Origin of the sequence: Priestia sp. FSL P4-0332 (assembly GCF_038005845.1) — a bacterium.
Lineage (GTDB): Bacteria > Bacillota > Bacilli > Bacillales > Bacillaceae_H > Priestia.
In genome coordinates, this window is the sequence record NZ_JBBOUA010000001.1 from 2,638,075 (window position 1) to 2,661,740 (window position 23,666).

22 protein-coding genes and 2 riboswitches are annotated in these 23,666 nt (G+C 38.8%); of the genes, 4 read left to right on the forward strand and 18 right to left on the reverse strand.

Translation table 11 applies throughout. From position 1 onward, the window contains the following. Position 1 precedes the first annotated feature (1 nt). The 7 genes from cobK to MKY06_RS13420 all read right to left on the reverse strand — a co-directional run bounded on the left by cobK (position 2) and on the right by MKY06_RS13420 (position 7,382). Positions 2 to 769 (reverse strand): precorrin-6A reductase, encoded by a 768-nt coding sequence (gene cobK, locus MKY06_RS13390; protein ID WP_029322129.1) that lies wholly within the window; start codon positions 767 to 769, stop codon positions 2 to 4. Continuing rightward, a complete protein-coding gene (locus MKY06_RS13395; RefSeq protein WP_029322131.1) occupies positions 766 to 1,695 on the reverse strand; it encodes a sirohydrochlorin chelatase in 930 nt (309 codons plus the stop codon). The genes cobK and MKY06_RS13395 overlap by 4 nt, the downstream gene beginning before the upstream one ends. A gap of 18 nt (positions 1,696 to 1,713) precedes the next feature. After that, positions 1,714 to 3,336, reverse strand: a complete 1,623-nt coding sequence (gene cobJ, locus MKY06_RS13400) for a precorrin-3B C(17)-methyltransferase (RefSeq protein ID WP_172738301.1) — start codon at positions 3,334 to 3,336, stop codon at positions 1,714 to 1,716. 13 nt (positions 3,337 to 3,349) lie between these two features. Continuing rightward, positions 3,350 to 3,730 (reverse strand): (2Fe-2S) ferredoxin domain-containing protein, encoded by a 381-nt coding sequence (locus tag MKY06_RS13405; protein ID WP_013057317.1) that lies wholly within the window; start codon positions 3,728 to 3,730, stop codon positions 3,350 to 3,352. Positions 3,731 to 3,831: 101 nt separating this feature from the next. Then, a riboswitch (cobalamin riboswitch) is annotated at positions 3,832 to 4,011 on the reverse strand. Positions 4,012 to 4,129: 118 nt separating this feature from the next. Further along, positions 4,130 to 4,308: riboswitch (cobalamin riboswitch) on the reverse strand. A gap of 146 nt (positions 4,309 to 4,454) precedes the next feature. Then, a complete protein-coding gene (locus MKY06_RS13410) occupies positions 4,455 to 4,613 on the reverse strand; it encodes a hypothetical protein (RefSeq protein ID WP_013057318.1) in 159 nt (52 codons plus the stop codon). A gap of 352 nt (positions 4,614 to 4,965) precedes the next feature. Continuing rightward, entirely contained in the window at positions 4,966 to 6,003 is a 1,038-nt protein-coding gene (locus tag MKY06_RS13415) for a M42 family metallopeptidase (RefSeq protein ID WP_029322135.1), read from the reverse strand. Positions 6,004 to 6,110: 107 nt separating this feature from the next. Beyond that, positions 6,111 to 7,382, reverse strand: coding sequence for a cation:dicarboxylate symporter family transporter (locus MKY06_RS13420; protein ID WP_029322137.1), 1,272 nt, complete (start codon positions 7,380 to 7,382; stop codon positions 6,111 to 6,113). A 386-nt stretch (positions 7,383 to 7,768) separates the two neighbouring features. On the opposite strand from MKY06_RS13420, the gene brnQ reads away from it, so the two are divergent. After that, complete coding sequence (gene brnQ, locus MKY06_RS13425) at positions 7,769 to 9,124, forward strand: branched-chain amino acid transport system II carrier protein (RefSeq protein WP_013057321.1); 1,356 nt, start codon at positions 7,769 to 7,771, stop codon at positions 9,122 to 9,124. 39 nt (positions 9,125 to 9,163) lie between these two features. Here brnQ and MKY06_RS13430 read toward each other — a convergent pair whose 3' ends face one another. The 5 genes from MKY06_RS13430 to MKY06_RS13450 all read right to left on the reverse strand — a co-directional run bounded on the left by MKY06_RS13430 (position 9,164) and on the right by MKY06_RS13450 (position 12,927). Next, complete coding sequence (locus MKY06_RS13430) at positions 9,164 to 9,541, reverse strand: hypothetical protein (protein WP_013057322.1); 378 nt, start codon at positions 9,539 to 9,541, stop codon at positions 9,164 to 9,166. Positions 9,542 to 9,555: 14 nt separating this feature from the next. Continuing rightward, positions 9,556 to 10,713 carry a hypothetical protein gene (locus tag MKY06_RS13435; RefSeq protein WP_340960812.1) on the reverse strand — a complete coding sequence of 386 codons (1,158 nt, stop codon included), beginning with the start codon at positions 10,711 to 10,713 and terminating at the stop codon, positions 9,556 to 9,558. A 186-nt stretch (positions 10,714 to 10,899) separates the two neighbouring features. Then, complete coding sequence (locus tag MKY06_RS13440) at positions 10,900 to 11,097, reverse strand: IDEAL domain-containing protein (RefSeq protein ID WP_013057324.1); 198 nt, start codon at positions 11,095 to 11,097, stop codon at positions 10,900 to 10,902. A 133-nt stretch (positions 11,098 to 11,230) separates the two neighbouring features. Continuing rightward, entirely contained in the window at positions 11,231 to 12,514 is a 1,284-nt protein-coding gene (locus MKY06_RS13445) for an ammonium transporter (RefSeq protein ID WP_025751686.1), read from the reverse strand. Then, entirely contained in the window at positions 12,511 to 12,927 is a 417-nt protein-coding gene (locus tag MKY06_RS13450; protein ID WP_013057326.1) for a hypothetical protein, read from the reverse strand. Before MKY06_RS13450 ends, MKY06_RS13445 begins: the two co-directional genes overlap by 4 nt. Positions 12,928 to 13,356: 429 nt before the next feature. On the opposite strand from MKY06_RS13450, the gene MKY06_RS13455 reads away from it, so the two are divergent. Together MKY06_RS13455 and MKY06_RS13460 are read left to right on the forward strand one after the other, a co-directional pair. After that, positions 13,357 to 13,809 carry a DUF1641 domain-containing protein gene (locus tag MKY06_RS13455; protein ID WP_013057327.1) on the forward strand — a complete coding sequence of 151 codons (453 nt, stop codon included), beginning with the start codon at positions 13,357 to 13,359 and terminating at the stop codon, positions 13,807 to 13,809. Positions 13,810 to 13,842: 33 nt separating this feature from the next. Beyond that, the gene (locus MKY06_RS13460) at positions 13,843 to 15,021 is read left to right on the forward strand and encodes an NAD(P)/FAD-dependent oxidoreductase (RefSeq protein ID WP_013057328.1); all 1,179 of its coding nucleotides are present in this window, start codon (positions 13,843 to 13,845) and stop codon (positions 15,019 to 15,021) included. A 45-nt stretch (positions 15,022 to 15,066) separates the two neighbouring features. On the opposite strand, the gene MKY06_RS13465 is transcribed toward MKY06_RS13460, so the two are convergent. The 4 genes from MKY06_RS13465 to MKY06_RS13480 all read right to left on the reverse strand — a co-directional run bounded on the left by MKY06_RS13465 (position 15,067) and on the right by MKY06_RS13480 (position 20,679). After that, positions 15,067 to 16,023 carry an AEC family transporter gene (locus tag MKY06_RS13465; protein ID WP_013057329.1) on the reverse strand — a complete coding sequence of 319 codons (957 nt, stop codon included), beginning with the start codon at positions 16,021 to 16,023 and terminating at the stop codon, positions 15,067 to 15,069. 12 nt (positions 16,024 to 16,035) lie between these two features. Next, complete coding sequence (locus MKY06_RS13470; protein WP_057273290.1) at positions 16,036 to 17,739, reverse strand: NAD-dependent malic enzyme; 1,704 nt, start codon at positions 17,737 to 17,739, stop codon at positions 16,036 to 16,038. 241 nt (positions 17,740 to 17,980) lie between these two features. Then, positions 17,981 to 19,432, reverse strand: coding sequence for a M20 family metallopeptidase (locus MKY06_RS13475; RefSeq protein WP_029322146.1), 1,452 nt, complete (start codon positions 19,430 to 19,432; stop codon positions 17,981 to 17,983). Between the two features lie 23 nt (positions 19,433 to 19,455). Beyond that, entirely contained in the window at positions 19,456 to 20,679 is a 1,224-nt protein-coding gene (locus MKY06_RS13480) for an MFS transporter (protein ID WP_029322148.1), read from the reverse strand. Positions 20,680 to 20,848: 169 nt separating this feature from the next. Here MKY06_RS13480 and MKY06_RS13485 point away from each other — a divergent pair, with 169 nt between their 5' ends. Continuing rightward, a complete protein-coding gene (locus tag MKY06_RS13485) occupies positions 20,849 to 22,927 on the forward strand; it encodes a helix-turn-helix domain-containing protein (protein ID WP_098287570.1) in 2,079 nt (692 codons plus the stop codon). Positions 22,928 to 22,944: 17 nt separating this feature from the next. Here MKY06_RS13485 and MKY06_RS13490 read toward each other — a convergent pair whose 3' ends face one another. Together MKY06_RS13490 and MKY06_RS13495 are read right to left on the reverse strand one after the other, a co-directional pair. Beyond that, entirely contained in the window at positions 22,945 to 23,415 is a 471-nt protein-coding gene (locus tag MKY06_RS13490; protein WP_013057334.1) for a pyridoxamine 5'-phosphate oxidase family protein, read from the reverse strand. 21 nt (positions 23,416 to 23,436) lie between these two features. After that, positions 23,437 to 23,661, reverse strand: a complete 225-nt coding sequence (locus MKY06_RS13495; RefSeq protein WP_029322150.1) for a non-oxidative hydroxyarylic acid decarboxylases subunit D — start codon at positions 23,659 to 23,661, stop codon at positions 23,437 to 23,439. Between the last annotated feature and the right edge of the window lie 5 nt (positions 23,662 to 23,666).

The window sequence follows — 23,666 nt, forward strand, 5'->3', positions numbered from 1 at the left end:
ATCAACTCCTAGTTTGGTTTACTAAAGCATGAACCACTTCTTCAAACGTGGAATACACGGTCCCATACTCAATTTTCGGTCGCCCAATCATAATAATATCTAAGCCTAACTCTTTAGCTGCTTCCACTTTTTCATCCACAGATCCAACTTTTCCGCTTTCTTTTGTGACCATGACTGTCACTCCGTATTGCTTATACAGCGCTCGATCAAACTCTTTTGTAAACGGCCCTTGAATAGCAATGATATTTTTTTGCGAAAATCCTAATTGCTGGCACTTTTCCATATTATCCAGCCTTGGAAGCATACGAGCAACAAGCCGTACATCTGAAAGAGGAAGCAGCTTTTCTGTAAAAACCTGCAGCGTCTTGCTGCCTGTTGTCAGCATAATAACTCCTTTTTTCTCAGCTGCTACTTCTGCTGCTTCTTCATACGTAGAAACCATCGTCATATTATCATAGGTAAAAGCCTGCGAAGCCCGCTCATAGCGTATGTAAGGAATCGCTGTTTCAGCAGCCGCACCGATAGCATTTTTAGATGCTTCTTCCGCAAAAGGATGACTTGCATCCACAATAGCTTTTACACGATGTTCGTTTACAAAATCCGTCATATCTTCTTTTGTGAGACGTCCAATTTTCACTTTCACTTCTGCACGCTGTAATTCGATAGCTGCGTTTTCGGTTACAACCGTTGCCGTAACCTCATGACCTGCTTTTTTCACTTGCACGGCTAATGCACGTGCATCGCTAGTTCCGGCTAACAATAAAATCATTTTAGCTCGCCGACCTTATCTTCACGGTGTTGATGGTCGTGATGGTGATCGTGGTGATGGTGTCCGTGATCATGGTCATGATCGTGATGATGGTCATGATCGTGATGATGGTGGTGATCAATATGCTCCATAATGCCGAGGCGATATTGACACGTATCGCAGTTCATTTTCACTTCACCTTCTAATCCTTCTTCAGCACGTTCTTTTAAAATTGTCTGCAGTTTTGGGTGAAAACCGAAATAGCCGGCTAGCTTAAACTCAATGTTTTCATGCTGCATTTTATACTGCTTCACCATTTCTTCTAATCGCTTAATTAATACTCCTGTAAATAAGAAATACGGGAGAATAACCACTTTTTTAGCGCCCAATTTCAAACATCGCTCCACGCCTTCATCAATCAGTGGTGCGGTCACGCCCATAAAAGAAGTTTCGACGATTTTATAATTTGTTTTTTCCCAAAGAAGGCGCGTAATTTTATATAAATCACTGTTTGCATCAGGATCACTTCCTCCTCGCCCTAAGACAATAACAGCCGTGTCTTCAGCTGGAGTTTCTAAATTCTCTCCTGATTCTTGCAATCTCGTTTTTAAAATTTCAAGGGCTTCCTCATGAACGCCAATGGGACGTCCGTATACGAAGTTTACGTGTGGATATTTTTCCTTAGCTTCATCTATAGCCGCCGGAATATGTATTTTAGAGTGGCCAGCAGGCAAAAGCATAATTGGAATTACAACTACATCTTGTGCTCCCTTTGCCACACATGTATCAATACCTTGACTTACATTTGGACGTTCAAACTCTAGAAAACACGTTTCTACTAAAATAGATGCGTCCCAATCATGCTTCATAGTCGAAATAAATTCGCGAATTTGATCGTTCCCTTCAGGATCTCTGCTTCCATGACCAACAAATAAAACTGATTTCATATAATGTCCTCCTATTTTTTAATCTCCACACGGAGCTGGTTCTACTTTTATTTTTGGTGTTATATCTTGATAGTCGAATCCATAAACGTTCTTCACACGCTTAAAGAATTTATGAAATCGCTCATTAGGATGACCTTTTTCTTTATATTCATGGATAATGTTCTCCACTATTTCAACAATGTCATCGGGTGCTATGCCTTCCGCCACAATTTGACCTGAATGCGCATTGCGTCCAACCGTTTTAGCTCCTAAAAATAAATCAAACGCACCTTTTCTATAGACAATGCCGATATCTTCTTGAACAGCGCCGTAACAAGCCATACCGCATCCATTGATACCAAGCTTCAGCTCTTTTGGCATGTCCATTCCCCCGAGGCGCTTTTGTAATTCTTCCGTATGTGGAATAGCATCGCTTTTTTCTCCATCGCAAAAATCACACGCTTTGATTGTGAACACGTCTCCGACCGGAGATAGTAAAAAGGAAGCTGCTTGGAGCTTTTTAATGATTATATCCGGCTGGGCCGTTGGAATTTGCAGTTTAATTTGATGGTCAGGTGTATACTCCATCGTACCTTTTTCACCAACAACTTCCGCTAGTGTTGTCATTTGAACAGGCGTGAATTTCTTATTTGCAAGTCCTGGACTAACTGCTACTTCAAAGATAGACTCGATTGGCTGGTGTACGACCGCAGAAGTGGATTCACCTAAAATTGCTTGAAGCGCTTCTTCTGCAAGAGCTCGTGAAGTTGCTTTTTCTTCTCTTGTGTTCTGAACTGCTTCAATAGCTGAAGCTGTTTGCTTTACAGTCTCTTCTTGATCGAGAGCCCATGGTTCTGCTTCTTTTCGAAGTCGCTGATGCGGTCTTAGCGGCTGCTCCGTTTGGTTGAGGGTATATTTCCGCTGATATCCTCGCGGTGTAATCATTAAATCGTCGTAAAAGAATGTAGATGAATTTCCGACAACAACGGTAGTCAGCATGCCTATTTCATGGTTTAACATGTCTTTTAAGTTGGTCATTACGACTTCTTCACGGTCACGATAAGCGCTTTTAACAAGACCAACAGGCGTATCAGGGGAACGGTACTTTAATAGAATCCTTTGCGCTTCAACAATTTGTCTTGTTCGTCTTCCGCTTTTTGGGTTGTAAAAAGCCACTACGAAATCTGCTTGTGCAGCTGCTTCAATTCTTTTTTCGATTAGCTCCCAAGGCGTAAGGTGGTCACTTAAACTAATCGTACAAGCATCGTGCATCACGGGCGCTCCAAGGAGAGATGCGCATGAATTAATAGCCGAAATGCCAGGAATTACTTCCATCTCTACGCCCGTTTCTTTTTTCCAGCCTTTTTCAATCAACACTTCATACACAAGGCCTGCCATTCCGTATACTCCTGCATCTCCGCTTGAAATGACAGCTACGGTTTTGCCCGCTTCAGCTTGCTTTACAGCTTCTTGTGCACGGCTTACTTCTTCGGTCATTCCCGTACTAATAATTTGCTGATTCGTTAACAGTCCTTGAATTAGTTCCACATAGGTTTTATAACCGATGATCATATCACTTTCTTGAATGGCTTCTCTTGCTCGCTGTGTAATATGTTCAAAGCTTCCTGGCCCAAATCCAATAACTAACAGTTTACCTTTCATGCTAGCTCCTCCTTTATGCGTTACTTTTTACTTTGTCAATTCCTTCTATGGAGTCACTGTTTTCCGGAGAAACGAAACCATTTTGATCACATTCATAAATAAGCGATTCCTTTATACTGCAGCCTCCTGCTAAATGCTCTTTGACAATCCGGTGAGCCACGGTTTCAGTGACCTGCTTGTACCAATCTCCTGAAGGATAGACGATAGCTACAGGAGCATCTTTGCATCGTCCGTTACAGCGCGTACGCGTTGTATGAACCGTTTCATCCAAATCCAGTTCCGTCACTTTATTTCGAATAGCCTGCGTGGCTTCTTCTCCACCTTTTCTCATACAGCTGCTTCCATTACAAATCAATACGTGATGTTTTGTTCCATTTAAGTTCCACGTCGTCACACTCATTCGCTCCTTTACTAAAAAAAGCGCCTCTATCAATGATAGAGGCGCAGAAAATTCAAACTAAGTTTTTGCACTTCCACCTATATCCCGTAGGGTAAGCTTCGCATTAGAAAAAGGCTGGTTTCCTGACTTCGATTCATCACTTGATTGCGCCTTCCCGAATACAGTGGCATATGCAATCAGCTCCTCTTCACAGTGGCGGGTACCGCGCTGGCTTTACACCAGACTTCCCATTTAACGCAATGTGAACATTGCGCACCTTTTTTGCACGATATGTAGTTTTAGGATATGAGAAAAACCCACTTCGCTAATATGCGAGCGGGTAAAACGTCAGAATAAGAGTGTACACGAATGCCACTTTAAGCCAACGTTTCCCTTCCCGCTCCCCGGAGAAATAGAAACTTCACAATAAAGACAGGTCTCCTGACTTGTGTATCATTCTACTTGAAAACCTTCCCGTGATTTTTTCACAGTGGTTATACTCGTTCGTCCACACTTACAGTTGCGGGGACAGTACTGGCATTTCACCAGTTTCCCTATTAAGCCTTCTTGGCATCTTTACTGTTGCTGTTTGATATATATGAACCTTTTAAACTATCAGAATAATAGAAGTAACTACCATATCATAGCGTACATTTTTTTTTATTTCAACTCTATTCTTTTCGGAAGATACAAGTATCTATAAAAAAACAAGAGCATAAAATCAGCTCTTGTTTTTTCATTATATAGCTACTAATGTTAAATGAGGATCATTATAATACACAACTTCTGAAAGAACTTTACAGCCATTTGTTTTAGCAAAAGCTTCTCTCGCCTGTTTTTCAGTTTCAAATTCAAACATTTTCATTTCTTTTCCAGCATATACCGTCAGTACCCACATGAAAAGATTCGCCTCCGATTATTGTAGTGATCGCTATATCCACATTATGCTGAAACCATTTCCTTTTGAAAACCCATTCTACAAAACTTGTCACAAGAAACTTTTAAAAATTTAAAAACATTTTAACTTCTGTAAATGAACACAATGTACAAAAGGTTTAAGCAGTATTGTACCTCTTTAAAAAAGGTGCTTTTTTAACCCACTGTTGCTTCACCAGTAAAAAAATATATAGTATTTATTAAAAAAAGAAGCCGGACAGCCGGCTTCTTTTTTAGGAAAGGAAAGGACAGACATCACAATCCCGTCCTGTTCTTTATTTTGCATAAAAATACATTAATTAAATATTCCTTTCTTAAAGCAGAACCATGTTCGACTGCACATAGTAATAAAGAAGCTTATACGTATGATTCAATGAATCTTGATGCGTTCTCTCAAACGCATGAGAAGAATCAATTCCTGGACCAATTAAGCCGTGTACGATATCGTGTCCGGCACGAATAGCAGCAGAAGCATCTGATCCGTAAAACGGATAAATATCTAATTTGTACTGAATATCATGCTGCTTAGCTAGCTCCACCAAATGCCTTCTCAAACCGTAATGATATGGGCCGCTTGAATCTTTTACACAAATAGACACGGTGTATTCATCAGTAGATTGTCCATCTCCCATAGCACCCATATCAACCGCTAAGTATTCTACTGTTTGAGGCGTAATGTTGGAATTTCCTCCGTACCCAATTTCTTCATTATTTGAAATGAGAAAGTGCGTAGTGTATGGCAGTTCGATCTGTTCTTCTTGAATTGTTTTCATGAGCTGAAGCAATAAAGCTACGCTTGCTTTATCATCGAGATGACGAGATTTAATAAAACCGCTTTTTGTTATTTCTACACGAGGATCAAACGAAACAAAGTCGCCGACTTCAATTCCAAGGCTGCGAATATCTTCTGCGCTATGTACTTTTTCATCCAGTCGAATTTCTATATTTTCTTGATTCCGCTCAGCTTTCCCTGCATCTTTATACACATGAACAGATGTTTGATGCATAAGGATGGTTCCTGTAAATACTTCTCCTGATGAAGTTTCAATTTCACAATATTCTCCTTCAATAGAATTGTAGCGAAACCCTCCAATCAGGTCGATTTTCAGACGTCCACTCGGTTTGATTTCTTTTACCATAGCACCTAATGTATCGACATGAGCCGTCAGCATGCGGTGGTGATCTGTATCTTTACCGGGAATAGTAGCGACTAAGCCTCCTTTTCGATTGCGATACGTTTGAATATTTAGCTCTTTTACATAGTCTTCGACAAATGAAATTACCTTTTCTGTATTTCCAGAAGGACTGGGAATCGAAACAAGCTTTTTAATTAACTGAACAGTTTCCGTCATTATGACACTTCCTTTGTCTCTCATTTCTTTTATTTTACCATATGTTTCAAAAAAGATAACAGGCAGCTCCAAACAAAAAAGCCGGGCAGCTGCCCGGCTTTTTTGTTTTAAGCTATGTTTGATTTCTTTAATTCATTTGTGTAATTTAATGATTTTTGCTTATCAAACTCGCCTTCAGACTTGGACATTACAATAGCAGCTAAAGCATTTCCTACTACGTTAACTGTGGTACGCATCATATCAAGAATGCGGTCAATTCCTGCAATAAATGCCATGCCTTCAAGAGGGAAGCCCATAGATTCAAGTGTAGCAAGTACAACTACAAACGATGCCCCTGGTACACCAGCCATTCCTTTTGAGGTTAACATTAGCACAAGAAGGAGCTGAATTTGATCCATAATGGAAAGGTCGATGCCGTACATTTGAGCAATAAACAGCGATGCCAGCGCCTGATAAATGGTTGAACCATCTAAGTTAAACGTGTAGCCCGTTGGAATAACAAACGATGTAACCGATTTAGAACAACCGAAGTCTTCCATCTTTTTGATAAGAGATGGTAAAACGGCTTCTGAACTTGCCGTTGTAAAAGCAAGAAGCAGCTCGTCTTTTAACACTTTTATCAGCGTAAACATGCTTGTTCCAGCCATTTTAGCAATAATCCCAAGAACCACAAGCACAAAGAAAATCATGGTGAAGTAAACGGCGAACACTAATTTTCCTAATGGAATAAGTGATCCGACACCAAACTTTATAATATTAACACCAATAAGTGCAAATACACCTACTGGAGCAAATTTCATCACCAAATTAGTTACCCAAAACATTGCATCCAAGACGCCTTCAAAAAAGGCTAAAACAGGTTTTCCTCTCTCTCCAATCGAAGCTACGCCTACACCAAACAGTACGGAAAATAAAATGATTGGTAAAAGATCGCCTTCTGCTACCGATTGAAAGACGTTTGTCGGAACAATATGAAGAAGCTCTTGAGCAATCCCTGTACTTTCAGACGTTTTTGCCGTTGCCTCATATTGAGAAATATCACTTTTTTCAATATGTCCCATATCAACCCCTGCACCAGGGTGGAATAAGTTCGCGGCAATAATCCCCACTACAATAGCAATGGTTGTAACAACTTCAAAATAAAGAATTGTTTTTCCGCCAAGCTTACCTAATTTTTTGATATCGCCTACTCCTGCGACCGCTACGATTAATGCTGAAATCACGATCGGTACGACAATCATCTTAATTAAATGAATAAATATGTCTCCAACCGGCTGTAAAATAGAAATGGCTGTATCGCTTCCATAAAAAATAGCACCTACAGCTACCCCTAAAATCAGTCCAATTAGAATCTGAGTTGCTAGACCTAACCTTTTCACTTTCTTGCTCCTTTCGCACAGTTGACTTTCATCCATCGAGCATATGCGGTTCCGCGAACCGTGTATAAATATACATCCTCAAAGCACCTTGTGTAAACAATTCTTTACTAAAAGGATGTAAGGCCGCACATGCGAATTTTTAAAAGCCACGGTTCTGTTTTATCATATCAAATAATTGTTGTATATTGAGATTTTTTTGCTAAGTATTTTTCTATTTTTGCTATTTCAGCGAATAAATTAAAAAAATAAAATTTTATATTGAAATATGCATTTTAGGTTAGTATAATACGATACATGTTTATTTTTATTATTCGAATATAAAATTCTGAAAATTTTAATTATTCAACACGATAATAAAAAGCATTTATAATTTTGGAGGTTTTAATGTGTCAAACAAAGTTCCTTTTTCATTTATAGTGGTTATTGGCTTTATGCTTTTTGCCCTATTCTTCGGCGCAGGTAATTTAATCTTCCCTGCAATGTTAGGTCAGTCTGCTGGAAGCAATATTTGGTCAGCAAACGCTGGATTTTTAGTAACGGGTGTAGGTCTACCTCTTCTAGGTGTTCTCGCATTTGGTTTTTCCGGAAAAGAGGATCTGCAGTCTTTAGCTAGTCGCGTACATCCAGCTTTCGGTATTATCTTTACTACAATTTTATACTTGGCAATCGGACCGCTTTTTGCGATGCCGAGAACGGGAAGCGTTTCGTTCGAAATCGGCGTTAAGCCTTTTTTATCAGAAAATTCAGGGCACCTTCCCCTTATCATTTTCACGGTAATTTTCTTTACTATTACCTGTTTTTTTTCGCTAAACCCTGCGAAAATTGTCGATTTAGTAGGAAAAGTTTTAACACCTATTAAATTAACGTTTATTGGAATATTGGTAGTTGTAGCCGTCGTGAACCCAATTGGAAAATTTGAAGCACCAAGCGAAGCTTATACAACACACGCATTTTTTAAAGGCTTCCAAGAAGGCTACTTAACAATGGATACACTAGCATCATTTGTTTTTGGAATCATTATTATTAATGCAATTAAAGAAAAAGGAGCAAAAACTAACCGACAAATCATCACAATTTGTGCAAAAGCTACGGCTATCGCTGCCGTTATTTTAGCTCTTATTTATAGTGCATTGTCCTATATGGGTGCTTCAAGCGTATCAGAGCTTGGACGTCTTGATAACGGAGGTACGGTTTTGGCTGAAGTATCAAATTACTATTTTGGCTCTTACGGAGGAATTCTTTTAGGTCTGATGATTACCGTTGCTTGTTTAACAACAAGTGTAGGCCTTGTAACATCTTGTTCATCTTTCTTCCATAAGCTGTTTCCAAGGGTTTCTTATAAATTAATTGCTGTTATTTTATCAGCATTCAGCGCCGTTGTAGCGAACTTTGGTTTAACGGAATTAATCGCTATTTCGGTTCCGGTCTTAACAGCTATTTATCCGTTAGCTATTGTGTTAATTGCTTTAACATTCTTACATCCTTTATTTAAAGGCCGTTCTGAAGTTTACCAAGTAAGCCTTCTGTTCACGTTTATCGTTAGTTTATTTGATGGCTTAAATGCTGCTGGATTCAAAATTGCGGCAGTAAACGATCTGTTTACATCGATTCTGCCTATGTATGGAGTGGGTCTCGGCTGGGTAGTTCCTGCTATTGTAGGAGGATTAATCGGTCTTGGCATTACCTTCCTTCGTACAAATGATAATACGAACAGAAACACTTCAAGAAAATTAATTAAATAAAAAGAGGATGCGAGTGCATCCTCTTTTTATTATGGCGTCTTATGAATAAGGAGTTTTTTTCTCCATTAACTTCACTTCTTCTCTTAACACATGTTTTTCGTATAGATATTTATCCGTACGTTGAAAATGATATTTATCAGCTTTTTCTTTTTCAGATGTGGTCAAAAGCACTCGATGATTAGAAGCATCTGACACACCAAACGTTTCATTTTGATAAGTAGCATACGGAGCTACAAAAAACACTTCTTCAACAGCATCACGAGGAACTTCTTTTGTAAAAGTCGTGTCATTGTATGGAATGAATCCGTTTGCTACATCGCCTTCATCATAGCTAATTAGCTTTACACACCCGTTTTCCGTTTCATAACATTCATAATCTCGTTCATTATATGCTGCATACAAACCTTTTCGAATCACAAAAAACCAGTCCTTTACATTGGGTTAGCAACTGCTGGTACAAATCGTTTCTCTTCTGCCACATAGGTAGCTAAAAGTACTTCTTCCCCATTTACCACTTGGTATAGTTCCGCTCCGTTTGCTGGTGGATAATAGTTATCAAATTTGAACTCTGGAACGGTTTCCCCGTTTCGAGATCCTGTAAACCCATTAAGCGTACATGGAGGTCCGTCTGTTGTTTTTCCTCCGAACACAGTTCCGTAGGGAATATCAACTTGGCTTATCGCTTGCGATTTAAATTTGATTACACCGTACGTCGATCCTTCTTCAGGAAACGGCCTTTTGCCTGAACCATCGGTGTAATCTAAACGTAAGCTTTCAACAAAATCTTTGTACGAAGTAATATCATGAACATCTTCAGCTTTAGCTACATATCCTCCCACTGCTGTATAAGATCCATCTACATACTTTTCAATATCTTTAGCAGGGATCGTTTTTTGCAGCAGCGTATCTTTTGTAAGGGGAGAAACAGAGTCACGTATAGCCTTCATTACTTCTATTTCATGAGAAGTTAATGTTTTAACATCCTTTAATTTTAGTTCATTAAACTCCTTTTTTGTAAGATTAACGCGCTTCAGCACTTCATTAATTTTTTGATCAAAATCTTCTAAGCTTTCTAAATCTGAAGCCGTATAATGAGCATCAACTGCTCTTACATCTTTATGTACTTTTTTAACTTCATTTAATTCATACTGTTCTACTTCATCAGCCGTTTTAAACGTTTCAACGCTTGAAATGGTTTCGCCATTCGTATCAGCTACAACGTAACCGTCTTCAGCTTTGATCACATATCCGACTTCTCCGTTACCTAACGCAATTAAGTCTGACTGTTGAAAAGCGGCTTTCTCTTTTTCTTTTTGAAATTCCTTATCTGTCATTCCCTTAGTAACGAGAGCTTTAAGTTCTGACGTGTCTTTACTGTCTTTTTGATTTGCTTCTACTTTCTCAGCTGTAACTGATGAAGTTTCTGTATTAGATGGAGAATGAGTGACCGTCCCGATGACAAAAATAAGACCAAACACAATCCCTATGCCATACAAAAATTTGCTTGTTTTATGAGCTCTAAATAAAATTCCTAACACAATGCAAACAATACCTGCAATCAAGCTATCTACTAATAATAGATGTCCCAATCAAACCCCTCCTCTTTAATTCTTGTTTATGTTAAAAAAATCCATAAAAGAAGTCGATACAATTAATGTAAATAAAGTTTTAAATAGGAATATATTCATAATTATTACTAATTAATCCCTTTTAGTAGGTCTCAAAAATAAAACACACCACCTAAAAATAGATGGTGTGTGAAGTATAGTAAGTAATTAAGAAATTTGTTTAAGTTCTGATGAGAGTTTTAAAAACTCTTCTTTATTTTTCATCAATAGCGTGCGGTCGATTTCTTCTTTTAGCTGTGCTTTACGAAATTCTGCAATCGCCTTGTCTAAAATCATCTCAGCGAATAATGCATCAAGCACCTTTCCGTTGGATTTTTGCGGTGAATTAAGTAAATTCTTTTTCATAAGAAATCAACTCCTTGGCTTTTTTATAATATAACACAAATATTCTGACTTTTCAATCATTTAAACCAAGTATTTTACATCTATTTTTTCCACATAAAAAGGCCGCCCTTTTGTTATAAAGCGCGGCCTTTTATTACGAATCTGCGGCTTTTTCTTTTACTTCCGCATAGTAGTTTTCATATTCAATAAATTCAGGAGCTTGATGAGCTGCCATGATACCGTGGTAGCTGATATCTAAGCCCACTTCTTCTTCTTCTTCCGTAGATCGAAGCGGAACCACCAAGGAAATAACCTTTAACCCTATCCACGTCGTAACAAATCCCCAAGCGCATAGAGCGATTAACCCAAGAAGTTGAACGCCAAGTAACGTCCAGCCTCCTCCTGTAAACACACCGCCGTCTGTAGAAAACAAGCCCACAGCCAACGTGCCCCATATTCCCGAAGCAGCGTGTACAGGAAAAGCTCCTACAGGATCGTCGATTTGACGTGCTTCGAGCCAGTTTGTAGCTGCCATCATTAATAAGCCAGATACAGCTCCAATAAAAATAGCAGATGGTGTGTTAACAAAAGCGCACCCGGCCGTAATGCCAACCAGTCCAGCAAGCGATCCATTTATTACAGAAGGTGCATCTGAACGGTTGTAGCGAAATAAAGTATAAAATAAAGTAGCTGCTCCGCCTGCTGCTGCTGATAACATTGTGACAATAGCAATGTGACCAATTCTAACGTCAGTGGCACTTAGCGTACTTCCTGCATTAAACCCGAACCATCCAAACCATAATAAAAAAGCACCCACTGATGCAAGCGGCAAATTGCTTGGAAGAGAAACAGAACTAATTCCATTTTTCGTGAACTTCCCTTTTCTCGGTCCAATCATTATTGCAGCTGCTAAAGCTGAAAAACCGCCAAGAGCATGGATAACTGCCGAACCGGCAAAATCAAGCATCCCTAACTTACTAATCCATCCGCCTCCCCAAATCCAGTGGCCAGCTATAGGATAAATAAATGTAGTCATCAAAATCGCATATAAAAGATATGCGCGGAAATTAATTCGTTCTGCCACCGCTCCAGAAACGATAGAAATGACCGCAATAACAAACGCACATTGAAACAGCCAAAACGTTTCAAGCCCAATTGGAATGTCAAGGTGCGATAAATTACCTGAGAGCGCAAAACCGCTTTTACCGACAACTCCACCTAAATCATCACCGTACATTAATCCAAAACCAATTAAATAGAAACAAAGCGTTCCTATTGTAATATCAGCGAATACTTTCATAATAATATTCACGCTATTTTTATAGCGGACAAAACCTGCCTCTAGCAAGGCAAAGCCGCCTTCCATTAACAAAATCATCGCCGCTGTTAACACGACCCACGTTGTATTTATCCCTAAACTTAGTTCATTAACACTCATATCCCAACGCCTCCACTGCTTTTTAATCGTTTTATTTCTTGTACAATAGCAGGCGAAAGCGTAATTTCACTTGTTTCTTCATTTTCCGCTTTTATTAATTCAAGAACTTCATGAAGTTCTCGCATTTGTGCTTTAAGGTGATCAATTTTTTTAAAGCGTTCCTTTACGTATACCATATACTCGACCGCTTGATGCTGACTTAAAGGACGCCCGGTAAAAAATTTACGAAACGGTGATAGTGATTGATACCAAGCTTCTTCAGCACGTTTCTTCTCTTCGTATTTACTAATTTTCGTTTTTATATCTTCTATTTCTTGTGCTTTAGCTTCTTTTAACTTCATTATAAATTCAATTAATTTTAATTGAGGCAATGTAATGACCACATTATGATAAAGTTCATCCACTATAACCATGTTATATCTCCTTACATAAGATGTTATATTATGATTATATGTAGAACACTATAGTAAGTCAATGTAATTTTTTGAAAACTCTTTAAATAGTAAATGCGCCCTATCTTTTTAATACTTATAGAATATTAAGTTCCTATGTGTTGAAATATGACGTTATTTGTTTTATCGTAGGAAGAGGAATCATGTTAGTTCCCTATTTTAATTTTATTTACCTAGGCAATTATTCGCTTTATTTTTTATAAACTTTTATTAAACAAAGGGTTACGAGGTTCTTCACTTATTTTTTCAACAAAATGAGTTGATTTTATCTCGTATTAAAATTAAAATAGAATTATGTGCAAGATTTCACAACTTCACAATGTAGTTTGAAAGTCTAGCAGATAACTAGGAACTACATATGCAACAGTATCCAGCAAAGGAGGACTTTTCATGTCTCAATCAACTATTCAAAAATCAGCTGCAGAGGAAAATGCTGCTGTACAAACAGAAGCGGCAGTTAACAAAGGTCAAGCGGATGTGTTAGATCAATTGTTAAAGCCTGAAGTACAAGAAGCTCTTACTGTTCTTGTAGATAATTTACCAAAATTATCTGAAATGGTAACGGTGCTTACAAAAACTTACGACGTTGCGCAATCATTATTAACTGACGACGTATTAAAAGAAGATCTACTTGGTGGAGTAAAAGAATTTATCGAGCCAGTAGAAGGAACAGTAAAAGGTCTTGCAGCTACTGCAATCGAAGCAAACGATCGTGCAGAAGCAAATGCTTCTAATTCAATCGGTTTATTCGGTTTATTACGCATGCTTAAAGATCCACAAGCTCAAAAACTATTCCGCTTTGCACAAGCGTATTTAGACATTACAAACGAAAAACAAAAATAATTTTCATTAAAAAGTGTGGACGGAGGATCGACTATGTCAAAACATATTTTAATTTTAGGCGGCGGTTACGGTGGTTTATTAACTGCAATGACAGCTCGCCAACACCTAAGTGCGGATGAAGCAAAAATTACAGTAGTGAACCGTTTTGCTACTCACCAAATCATTACAGAATTACACCGTCTAGCTGTAGGCGGCGTTTCTGAACAAGCGGTAGCTTTACCACTTGATAAATTACTTAAAAACTACAACGTTGATTTAAAAATTGCAACGGTAAAAGAAATCTCACCAGATCAACGTGAAGTATCTCTTGAAGATGGTACAAAATTAAGCTACGACTACCTTGTTACAGCGTTAGGTAGTGAAACTGCTTACTTCGGTATCCCTGGTTTAGAAGAGCACAGCTTCGTTCTTAAATCAGTAAATGATGCAAACCGTTTACGTGCACACGTAGAAGCTTGTATCGCTGAATACAGCAAAACAAAAAATAAAGCTGACGGTACAATCGTAGTTGGCGGTGGCGGATTAACAGGTATCGAACTTGTTGGTGAATACGCTGACTTAATGCCAAGCCTATGTCTAAAACACGGTGTTGATCCAAAAGAAATTTCTCTATACTGTGTAGAAGCAGCTCCTACAGTTCTTCCAGGCTTCCCTGCTGAATTAGTAGAGCGCGCTCAATCAAGCTTAACAAAACGTGGCGTTACATTTGTTACTGGTACACCTGTAACAAAAATGGATGCTACAACTGTTGAACTTAAAGACGGCAGCAAAATTGAAACAAAAACAATGGTATGGACTGGCGGAGTTCAAGGTAACTCTGTAGTTGCTAACTCAGGTATCGAAGTAAACCGCGGTCGTGCACTTGTAAATGAATTCTTACAATCTACATCTCATAAAGATGTATTCCTTGCTGGTGACTCAGCGGTTGTAATGGGTCCAGAAGGTCGCCCTTACCCACCTACTGCTCAATTAGCTTGGCAAATGGGTGAAGTTGTAGGCGTGAACTTAGCAGTAGCTATTCGCGGCGGAGCAATGGAATCATTCGTTCCTGTCTTCTCTGGTACACTAGGAAGTCTTGGACGCAAAGATGCAATTGGTACAATCGGCGGAAACAAAACGCAATTAAAAGGTTTACCAGCATCACTTATGAAAGAAGCAAGTAACGTTCGTTACTTATCTCATATCAAAGGATTATTTGCATTAGCTTATTAATCCGGCTTAAAACGAAAGAGGAATTCTCCTCTTTCGTTTTTTTATTTACATAAGCCAAGAAATAAGAAGCGGCAGCGTAATCAACGATAAAATAGCACTAATGACAAAAGCAGATGCGGTTTCGTTTTCCAAACTTTCAAACCGCAAAGCAATCATCGCAGCTACAGCAGACCCAGGAAAAGCTACCAGTAAAATAGCTTTTGTCACTTCATCTGAAGACAGCCCTATCCATACTGCAATTCCGAGCATAACGATGGGTTGAACCGCCACTTTTAAGACAGCTATCCCAAGCGCGCCTTTACTGAAGTTAATTTTTCCAATTCCAATCGTTACTCCTACCGCAAACAAAGCCGCTCCCGATGTGATACTTCCGATTTGATCAAGCATATCCTGTAAAAGTTTAGGTGACTGAAAGCCGCAAAGCGTTAAAATCACCCCAATTAACGGTACACATGCCAAAGGCTCAGATAAACCATGCAAAATGGAATGAACCGTTACTTTAAATAAACTTGTTTTCTCTTCCCCTTCTTTTCGCCCCCGTTGTCCAACGGTTCCTAAAATCGTTGCCAGCGGATCTAAAATCGCATTCACCACGATTCCTGTTATGGCAATTGGAATCGCTACTGCGCCTGCACCGAACAATCCTCCGAGTACTGGGATGCCCATAAAAGCAAACGTTGGCTGAGCTGAGTTTAGGGCAAACATAGAAGAGGCAGTTAACGTATGCTTCCCTGCATACTTCACGACGAGCAATATAATGAGATAAAACCCGACGATTCCTAAAATCAGCGCTACTAAAAACGGCCATTCGTCTATGAGTGTTTTTCTTGGCGTTGTCGTTACACCTACAAATAGGTGTGCAGGAAGCGCAAACTTCGTTACTAATGTGTTGAGCCCCTTAGACGTTTGCTTATCAAATTTTTTAAAGTGCCCTGCTAAATAACCAAGCAAAATGACAAAAAAGATAGGCGCGAGAATGAGAAAAATTTGACCTATGCTCATTTATCATTCACCTCATTCATTTTTTGCCTTAACCGGTTTATAAACAGGCTGCCATACCGCTGCTTCTACAAGTTCATTTACATTTTGCTCGGCAACAGTTGCTACGTTATCTTTTACAGCAGCATCGGCAACTGCTACAGCAACCGCCTTTGATACTTTTTGAAGATCTTTAATGTTGGGAAGAAGCGTATCTCCTTTTGTATCTGTTTCTGCTATACGCGCTACTGCATTGGCTGCTTCTGCAAACATAGATTCAGTAAACTTTTGAGCGCGAACCACAATTGCACCTAAACCAAGGCCCGGAAATACAAACGCATTATTAGCCTGTCCGATTTCATAAGTGTGCCCGTTATATTCAACGGGTTCAAATGGACTTCCCGTTGCAATAAGGGCTTTTCCTTCCGTCCATTTTATAATATTTTCCGGAACAGCTTCAGCAAGTTTAGTTGGGTTTGAAAGCGGCATAATCACCGGGCGCTCTACATGCTTTGCCATTTCTTTAATAATTTCTTCGGTAAAAGCATCCGTGACGCCTGACGTTCCAATTAAAATCGTTGGCTTCACTTGCTTGACAAGCTCCAACAGTGAAATTTTATTTTCATTATCTTTTTCCCATTCTTTAATCTCTTCATTTTGGCGAACATACGGCTGTTGAAAAGGAGCTAAATCTTCCATATCTTCGGTTAACAGACCTCTGTAATCATATGCCCAAAAACGATCATATGCTTCTTCTTCAGACAGCCCTTCAAGCATCATCGCACTATGAATACGATCAGCATTCCCAATTCCAGCAGATCCCGGTCCAAATACAACAACCCTCTGATCTTTTAAAGGCGTTCCTGTAATACGCACTGCTGTTAAAACGGCTGCAAGAGTAATTACTCCCGTTCCTTGAATATCATCATTAAACGTTAAAATTTTATCGCCGTATTCTTTCATAATGTGACGCGCGTTAATATTCCCAAGATCCTCCCAATGAAGAAGCGCTTTAGGAAACTTGGTCGTTATTTCTTTTACAAATTGAGCAATAAAACGATTATAGTCTTCTCCTTTTACTCGTTCATGACGATTTCCTAAATACAAAGGATCTTCAAGAAGCTTTTTGTTATTGGTCCCCATGTCGAGAACAACAGGCAGTACGCGGCTTGGGTCAATTCCTGCTGCAGCTGTGTAGACCGCTAACTTTCCAACTGCAATATTTATCCCTCCTACACCCCAATCCCCAATGCCGAGAATACTTTCTGAATCCGTTACAACAAGCAAATCAATATCTTCGCTGTCGAGTCCTAAGTTTTCAATCGCATCACTTAATCGATCCGCTTCATTTACAGATAAATATAGTCCGTCAGGACGGTGGTATTCATGGCTGTATTCTTGAATGGATTGACCTACAGTAGGCGTGTAAATAATAGGAAGCATTTCACTTAAATGATCGGTTAATAAACGATAAAATAAGACGACGTTTCGGTTATGTAGATCATTCAACGAATTATTTTTTTGAAGATCATTCGGTGCTTTCTTGAACTGCTCATATGCTCTCTTCACCTGTTCTTCTAACGTTAAAACCGTTGGAGGAAGAAGTCCCTGCAGATGAAGGTTTTCTCTTTCTTCTTCAGTAAAGGCAGAACCTTTATTTAAATAAGAAGTGGATAAAACTGATTTTCCTTTTAGTGAAGTTGAAATTGACCCATCTTTTTCTACTTTATATGCTCTCATGTTTTTTTACCTCTTTTCCTAAACAATTAGATAGGGTTAGGTTCAGCAAAGAGATATATTTTTAACCATTTATTTTTAATGAAAACAAAAAAAGAGATTGAGCCATAACTACATCGATCCAATCTAAGGAAGAACAAACGGGATAAATGAAACCTGCGTTCAACCTAACAATAAAAAAATCCGAACGATTCATCGTTCGGATCTTCCTTACACGAAAATACGTTTTTCCCCGCCTCGTTTTTTATACCACGCTGTAGTCTTCCTCCTCACTTTCTGAGTAATTAGGTGGCTGTATATGCGAAGGCACAAGACATTCATAGCTTTCCCCTTCTAGCCTATCCTCCAGCTCTTGTTTCGCTTGACTAATCAGCTCTTGATTTTCTATCATTTCAATTGCCGTAGCCGCGATGGCTTTTCCAGCCAATAACATTGCATCATGGGCATACTCCGTTTTCCCTTGAGCAACAGCTTGCCATGTATGAAACGGGGTAGCATAAGCCCACGTTGCGGTCACGCACTGTGCAGTTGGAACATTCCAGCTAACGTCTGCGACATCAGTTGATCCTGTCATGAAGGAAACATTTTTAGACATAGGAGCAATTTGGTTGAAGACTGGATGATCCGCTAAAGCTCTGTCTAGCAGTGAACCCACTTGTTTTTTTGCTGCTTCTTTATCTTCAGCGGATGTAGACTCGTAAATAGCTTTGGCAAAAGCTATTTCTTCTTGTTTCACTTCAGCCAAATTTATCTGCATCATTTGCTTATGCATCAGCTGCTCCATTGTTTGATTTGGAATTAGGTTAGCGCAGGCTCCTTGAATTTGCTGTTCCATTTGTGTTTCAGTCATTAAAGCCGCTCCCTTTGCAATTTTCACAACCCGTTCATAAAGTTCTTTTACTTGAGATGGCTTCGGAGCACGAATTAAGTACATCACTTCCGCTTCTGCTTGAACAACATTAGGAGAGATGCCTCCGCTATTTGTAATGGCATAGTGTACGCGCGCTTCATCTATCATATGTTCACGCATATAATTTACACCAATATTCATCAACTCTACAGCGTCTAAAGCGCTTCTGCCAAGATGAGGACTAGCAGCTGCATGACTGCTTCTTCCTTTAAATTTAAAAGTTGCTTGCATAACCGCATTCGATGACGTGTGCATAACACCATTAACGGTAGCCGGATGCCATGAAAACGCGACGTCTACATCTTGAAAAAATCCTTCTCGTACCATATACGTCTTTCCGTAACCACTTTCTTCGGCTGGACATCCATAGTATCGAACGGTCCCCGGAACATTTTTTTCTTTTAAATATTCTTTGACAGCAAGTGCAGCTGCTAGTGAGCCTACACCAAGTAGGTTATGTCCACACCCATGGCCATTTCCGTTTTTTTTGAGTGGATCTGCTACTGCACATTTATCTCTTTGACTCAGCCCGGTAAGCGCATCGTACTCACCGAGAATAGCGATGATCGGATAACCGTGCCCGTAGCTTCCAATAAAACCTGTTTCAAGGTTGGCAATATGTGTACGAAGCGTAAACTCTTCTTTTTCTAACATGTCGCAGATCAGCTGTGCCGACTTATACTCTTCAAACCTCGTTTCTGCATATTCCCATATTTGATCACTGATTTGAGTTAGCTCGTTTCGCTTTTTTTCAATAAGTTTTTCGACTTCTTTTATAATATCCATGAAACCCTCTCCTTTTTTCTTCATTATTTAACAGCGTTTTGTGTTTCCACTACCACTTTTGCAGGTCGAATCGAAAACAACGAAATAGCACAGACAAGAGCACAGATAATTAATAAAGCAAATGCTGCATTATACGACCCGCCAAACGATTGTACTAAAAAGCCAATGAGCATCGGTGTTAATACGCCGGCTGCTTGAGCTCCTGTATTAATAAAACCATTTGCTGAACCGACCACTGATTCAGGCAACATTTTTAAAGGAGCTGAAGCGATTAAAATCACATTAAACGAAAACAGTAAGGTGACTGCACTTTGAAAAACGATAAACATGCCTACGCTAGGTGAAATGGCCATTAAGCAAAGAAAAACGCCCATCAGTAAACCAAACACCGCCGCTATCGTCTTGTCTTTTCCATCCGGAAGCTTGTCTAAAACAAAGCCGCTAACAAACATCCCGATAATACCTACAAATGCTGGGATAGCGGAAAGAAAACCGATGTCCGTTAAATTCAGATGTCTTACTTCGGCTAGATATGTAGGCATCCACGACATGAGTCCCCAGTTAATGGCGTAGATACTGAAGTATGCAATAAATAAATTCCAAATCATCGGAGTTTTGACAATTTCTTTTAATGTCATCTGCTTAGCTGGAATAGCAGAAGTCTCCGTTTTTTCTCCCTGCTGCTTTTCTTTCAATAAAAATACAAACAGAACTGTAATAACGAGCCCGATGGCTCCTATGATATAAAAGATACTTCTCCAGCTTATCGTTTGCATCAACTGCGTCGCTAGAATCGGTGTAACCACGCCCATAATCGTACCTGACGATAACAAAAAGGACATGGCTCTACTGCGTTCTTGCTGAGGAAACCACCCTGCGATTCCTTTTGATGCAGATGGAAAATAACTCCCTTCCCCTAAACCAAATAAAAAGCGAATGATAATAATAGAAGCAAAAGACCAGGCCATTCCCGTAAACACCGTAAACAAAGACCATAAAAGCACGGCAATTGTAATGACTTTTTTAAATCCAAAGCGGTCTGCTAGCCACCCCCCAGGTATTTGCATCAGTGCATAGCCTGCAAAGAAACTGCTTAAAATGATGCCTGTAGAAGAGGCATTAAGATGTAAATCTTTTGAAATATCTAAAATAGCGTAATTAATAATAAAACGATCTAAGTTTCCAAGCGACCAGCCTAAAAATAATAAAAATAAAATGACATATTTCCAGTTTGACCTTGCTAGCATAAATGCGCTCATCCCCTTTTTGTTCCATTTAATGTAATGTTTTGTAACAAATTAATTCGTTATATAAATATTAAAAAATTCTGACTATTTTTTCAATGTGTATTTCTATATAATAAGAACTATAACTATGTATTTTTTTACATTAAGTAGTCTATAAGGGGTTGTTGACGTGAGTGATTTATTAGCTAATATGAAAGGTTATCTTACATCTATTATTAAAAACAGTTCTTATCAGATTTGGGCAAGTATTGATTCTGCAAATTTCAACGTGATTTTTTCCAGTTCTTCATGCTCATCCCTGACTTACACTACTCCCACTAGCCTACATAACGGCAGTGATTCCTTTCAAAAGCATACGGCATATGAAGAGTTCGAGGAAATTTACTTATCCTTTCCAAACCGCTATGCGTTTGTTGTTCGCATATTTGCTAAGCATGACTGGACACCCCCACAAATAAAACAGCTATCAGCTACCGTTTCTCCTTATATGCTGCAAAAAAAGCTAGAGCGGCATGAGCATATTTTAAACGTGCTTATGAAAAGCATTAAGGAAATCTCACTTTTACAAGACTCAGATTATCTATTAACAAGAATTCTTGAAAATGCTCTTTCAGTTATTTCTGTTGCGGATATGGGCGTGCTGTGGATGTTTGATTCTTCCACGCAATTTCTTTTGCCTCGCGCCTGGTCCGGGGGGCCAAACAATGAAATTCAAAACATGAAAATGAAAGTTGGCGAAGGAATTATCGGAAAGACATTTCAGCATAATAAAAGCTATATGTATACGAACTTAAAAGATATATTACGCGATTCTTCTACTATGACTGACGATAATATTCATTATCTTAATCAGTCCTATACGTTTACAAACATTCAATCTATTATTTCTGTCCCTATTTGTATGGAAGAACAGACGGTATGCGTACTCATTATTTATCAAAATGGTACAACCCCTCTTTTAAATGAAGAGGATAAAGAATTGTTAGAAAGCTTTTCCGATCAAGTATCGATTGCTCTCTTAAACTCAGCGCTTTTTGAAGATGTAAAAAAACAAAATGAACTTTTAATACGTCGCGATCAAATTCATCGCACCTTCATGAATGTTTCACTTCAAAGTAAAGGAATTGAACCAATACTTACCGAATTGCGCCGAATGGTTACATCTCCTGTCACCATTGTAGATTTTGTTGATAATAAGACCTATGGCTTCTTGAAATTCTTTGATATAGACACAAAAACAGCTGAATTTCACACGCATTTTCTTTCACATACAAAGCCTTGTTTTTATACTATTGAGGCAAACAATGAGGCACACAGTGTTTATATTCACCCCATACACGGCATTGACACGCTCTTAGGGTTACTTATTATGCAGGCAAATCAAGGAGATCTTTCCTCTCTAGATCAAGTGGCACTCGAACAAAGCAGCTCTGTTATTGCATTAGAAATGCTGAAAAAACAAACGTTAGTTGATTTATTTTACAAGCGAACACATGAATTATTTAGTGAATACTTATCGTGTTATGACACTACTTTGCTATATCAAAAAGCAGCTGAGCTAAACATTGATACAAAAAAGCATATTCTAGTCGCTCTCATTACCATTCGTTCACAAGCGGACCTGCAGCTCTTAAACTTACACCTTCATCGCCTTGTATCTGACATCAAATCGATTTTCAGCTCAAAAGCACCGGTCGTATACGGATTCGACACCAAAGTAACCATTGTATTTACGCTTGATCCTCATGAAGAACACCGTGCTATTATCAAACAATTAGAAGATTTGCTCTCAAAATGGCGTTACTACAATGAATGTCATATAAAAATAGGTATTGGAAGTCGGTATTCTCACTTTACTCAAATAGGAAAAAGTTATAGTGAAGCTGAAAAAGCTATCTCTTACCTTCTGTCTCAGCAGCAAGATGGATGCATATTGTATGAGGAAATAGGAATTAACCGGCTATTTATTAATCAATCGAAAGAAGAAGTAAAAACCTTTATTGATGAAGTATTTCTCCCTCTTAAGAACAATCATTTAAACGACGAACCTTTAGAGCAAACGCTAGAAGCGTATTTCGATAATAACCGCTCTGCTTCACTTACAGCTAAGCAGCTTCATATTCATGTTAATACACTCTATCAGCGGTTGAAAAAAATTGAAGAAAAAATGAACATATCATTTACAAACAGTGAACACCTATTAAAAGTTCAGCTAGCATGCTATTTGAAAAAATTCCACTACAGCTAAAAAACCGATTCTTATTTTTAAGAATCGGTTTTTTCAGTAGAAAGAACAGCCTCAATTGATTGCTTCCAGCGGCTCAGTACCTCTTTGGAATCATGAAGCTGAAATTGAATTCCTGATGTTAAAACTGCATATTTTGCGTAATCTTCTTTAACAGCGGCTACTTCTCCCGTAAATAACTCATAGCCTGATAACACAGGAGCTTCTTTTTTTAGCAAAAATTTAATGTAATAAGCTTTTCCTTCAACAACTAATGTAACGGTTGCCTTATGATTCTGTATCATGTTTTTTGAAGATGTTGTATTTTTCCATACTAACAGCTTGACGCGTGAAGAGCTAATAGCTATCAGCTCTCCTGCGCTAATCATTGCTACATGAGGAAAACCCTCGGATGTCACTGTAGATAGCAACATCGCATCACGCTGTTTTCTTTCTAAGTCTTTTCCATTTAAAAATACGCGCACGGCTTTTGGCAGCTCTGCTTTATTCATTTTACTTACCGCCTTTGCTTATTAAGATCGGGGTGGCACAGGAGGCACGTGCGTTGCCAGCGGTACGTCTTTTGGATTGACTTTAAATGGTCCAGGGTATTTTTCAGGATTGGTGATGGTCTCAGGTTCAGAAGAACGCCAGGTAAACAAACACACGTCGCATAAATAAATTTCCCAGGCTCCTTCAACTGGTGATTTAGATACTACGTTTGCTTGTTTGGTTTCACATCTTGGACAAGTATGCATGTCGA

Bases quoted from the DNA above. Each gene is read 5' to 3' on its own strand.
- MKY06_RS13415 (WP_029322135.1), bottom strand. From the start codon at position 6,003: ATGACGGAAACTGTTCAGTTAATTAAAAAGCTTGTTTCGATTCCCAGT.
- MKY06_RS13395 (WP_029322131.1), bottom strand. From the start codon at position 1,695: ATGAAATCAGTTTTATTTGTTGGTCATGGAAGCAGAGATCCTGAAGGG.
- MKY06_RS13410 (WP_013057318.1), bottom strand. From the start codon at position 4,613: ATGTGGGTACTGACGGTATATGCTGGAAAAGAAATGAAAATGTTTGAA.
- MKY06_RS13450 (WP_013057326.1), bottom strand. From the start codon at position 12,927: ATGGTTATAGTGGATGAACTTTATCATAATGTGGTCATTACATTGCCT.
- cobK (WP_029322129.1), bottom strand. From the start codon at position 769: ATGATTTTATTGTTAGCCGGAACTAGCGATGCACGTGCATTAGCCGTG.
- MKY06_RS13455 (WP_013057327.1), top strand. From the start codon at position 13,357: ATGTCTCAATCAACTATTCAAAAATCAGCTGCAGAGGAAAATGCTGCT.
- MKY06_RS13480 (WP_029322148.1), bottom strand. From the start codon at position 20,679: ATGCTAGCAAGGTCAAACTGGAAATATGTCATTTTATTTTTATTATTT.
- cobJ (WP_172738301.1), bottom strand. From the start codon at position 3,336: ATGAAAGGTAAACTGTTAGTTATTGGATTTGGGCCAGGAAGCTTTGAA.
- MKY06_RS13465 (WP_013057329.1), bottom strand. From the start codon at position 16,023: ATGAGCATAGGTCAAATTTTTCTCATTCTCGCGCCTATCTTTTTTGTC.
- MKY06_RS13440 (WP_013057324.1), bottom strand. From the start codon at position 11,097: ATGAAAAAGAATTTACTTAATTCACCGCAAAAATCCAACGGAAAGGTG.
- MKY06_RS13495 (WP_029322150.1), bottom strand. From the start codon at position 23,661: ATGCATACTTGTCCAAGATGTGAAACCAAACAAGCAAACGTAGTATCT.
- MKY06_RS13475 (WP_029322146.1), bottom strand. From the start codon at position 19,432: ATGGATATTATAAAAGAAGTCGAAAAACTTATTGAAAAAAAGCGAAAC.
- MKY06_RS13490 (WP_013057334.1), bottom strand. From the start codon at position 23,415: ATGAATAAAGCAGAGCTGCCAAAAGCCGTGCGCGTATTTTTAAATGGA.
- MKY06_RS13470 (WP_057273290.1), bottom strand. From the start codon at position 17,739: ATGAGAGCATATAAAGTAGAAAAAGATGGGTCAATTTCAACTTCACTA.
- MKY06_RS13460 (WP_013057328.1), top strand. From the start codon at position 13,843: ATGTCAAAACATATTTTAATTTTAGGCGGCGGTTACGGTGGTTTATTA.
- MKY06_RS13445 (WP_025751686.1), bottom strand. From the start codon at position 12,514: ATGAGTGTTAATGAACTAAGTTTAGGGATAAATACAACGTGGGTCGTG.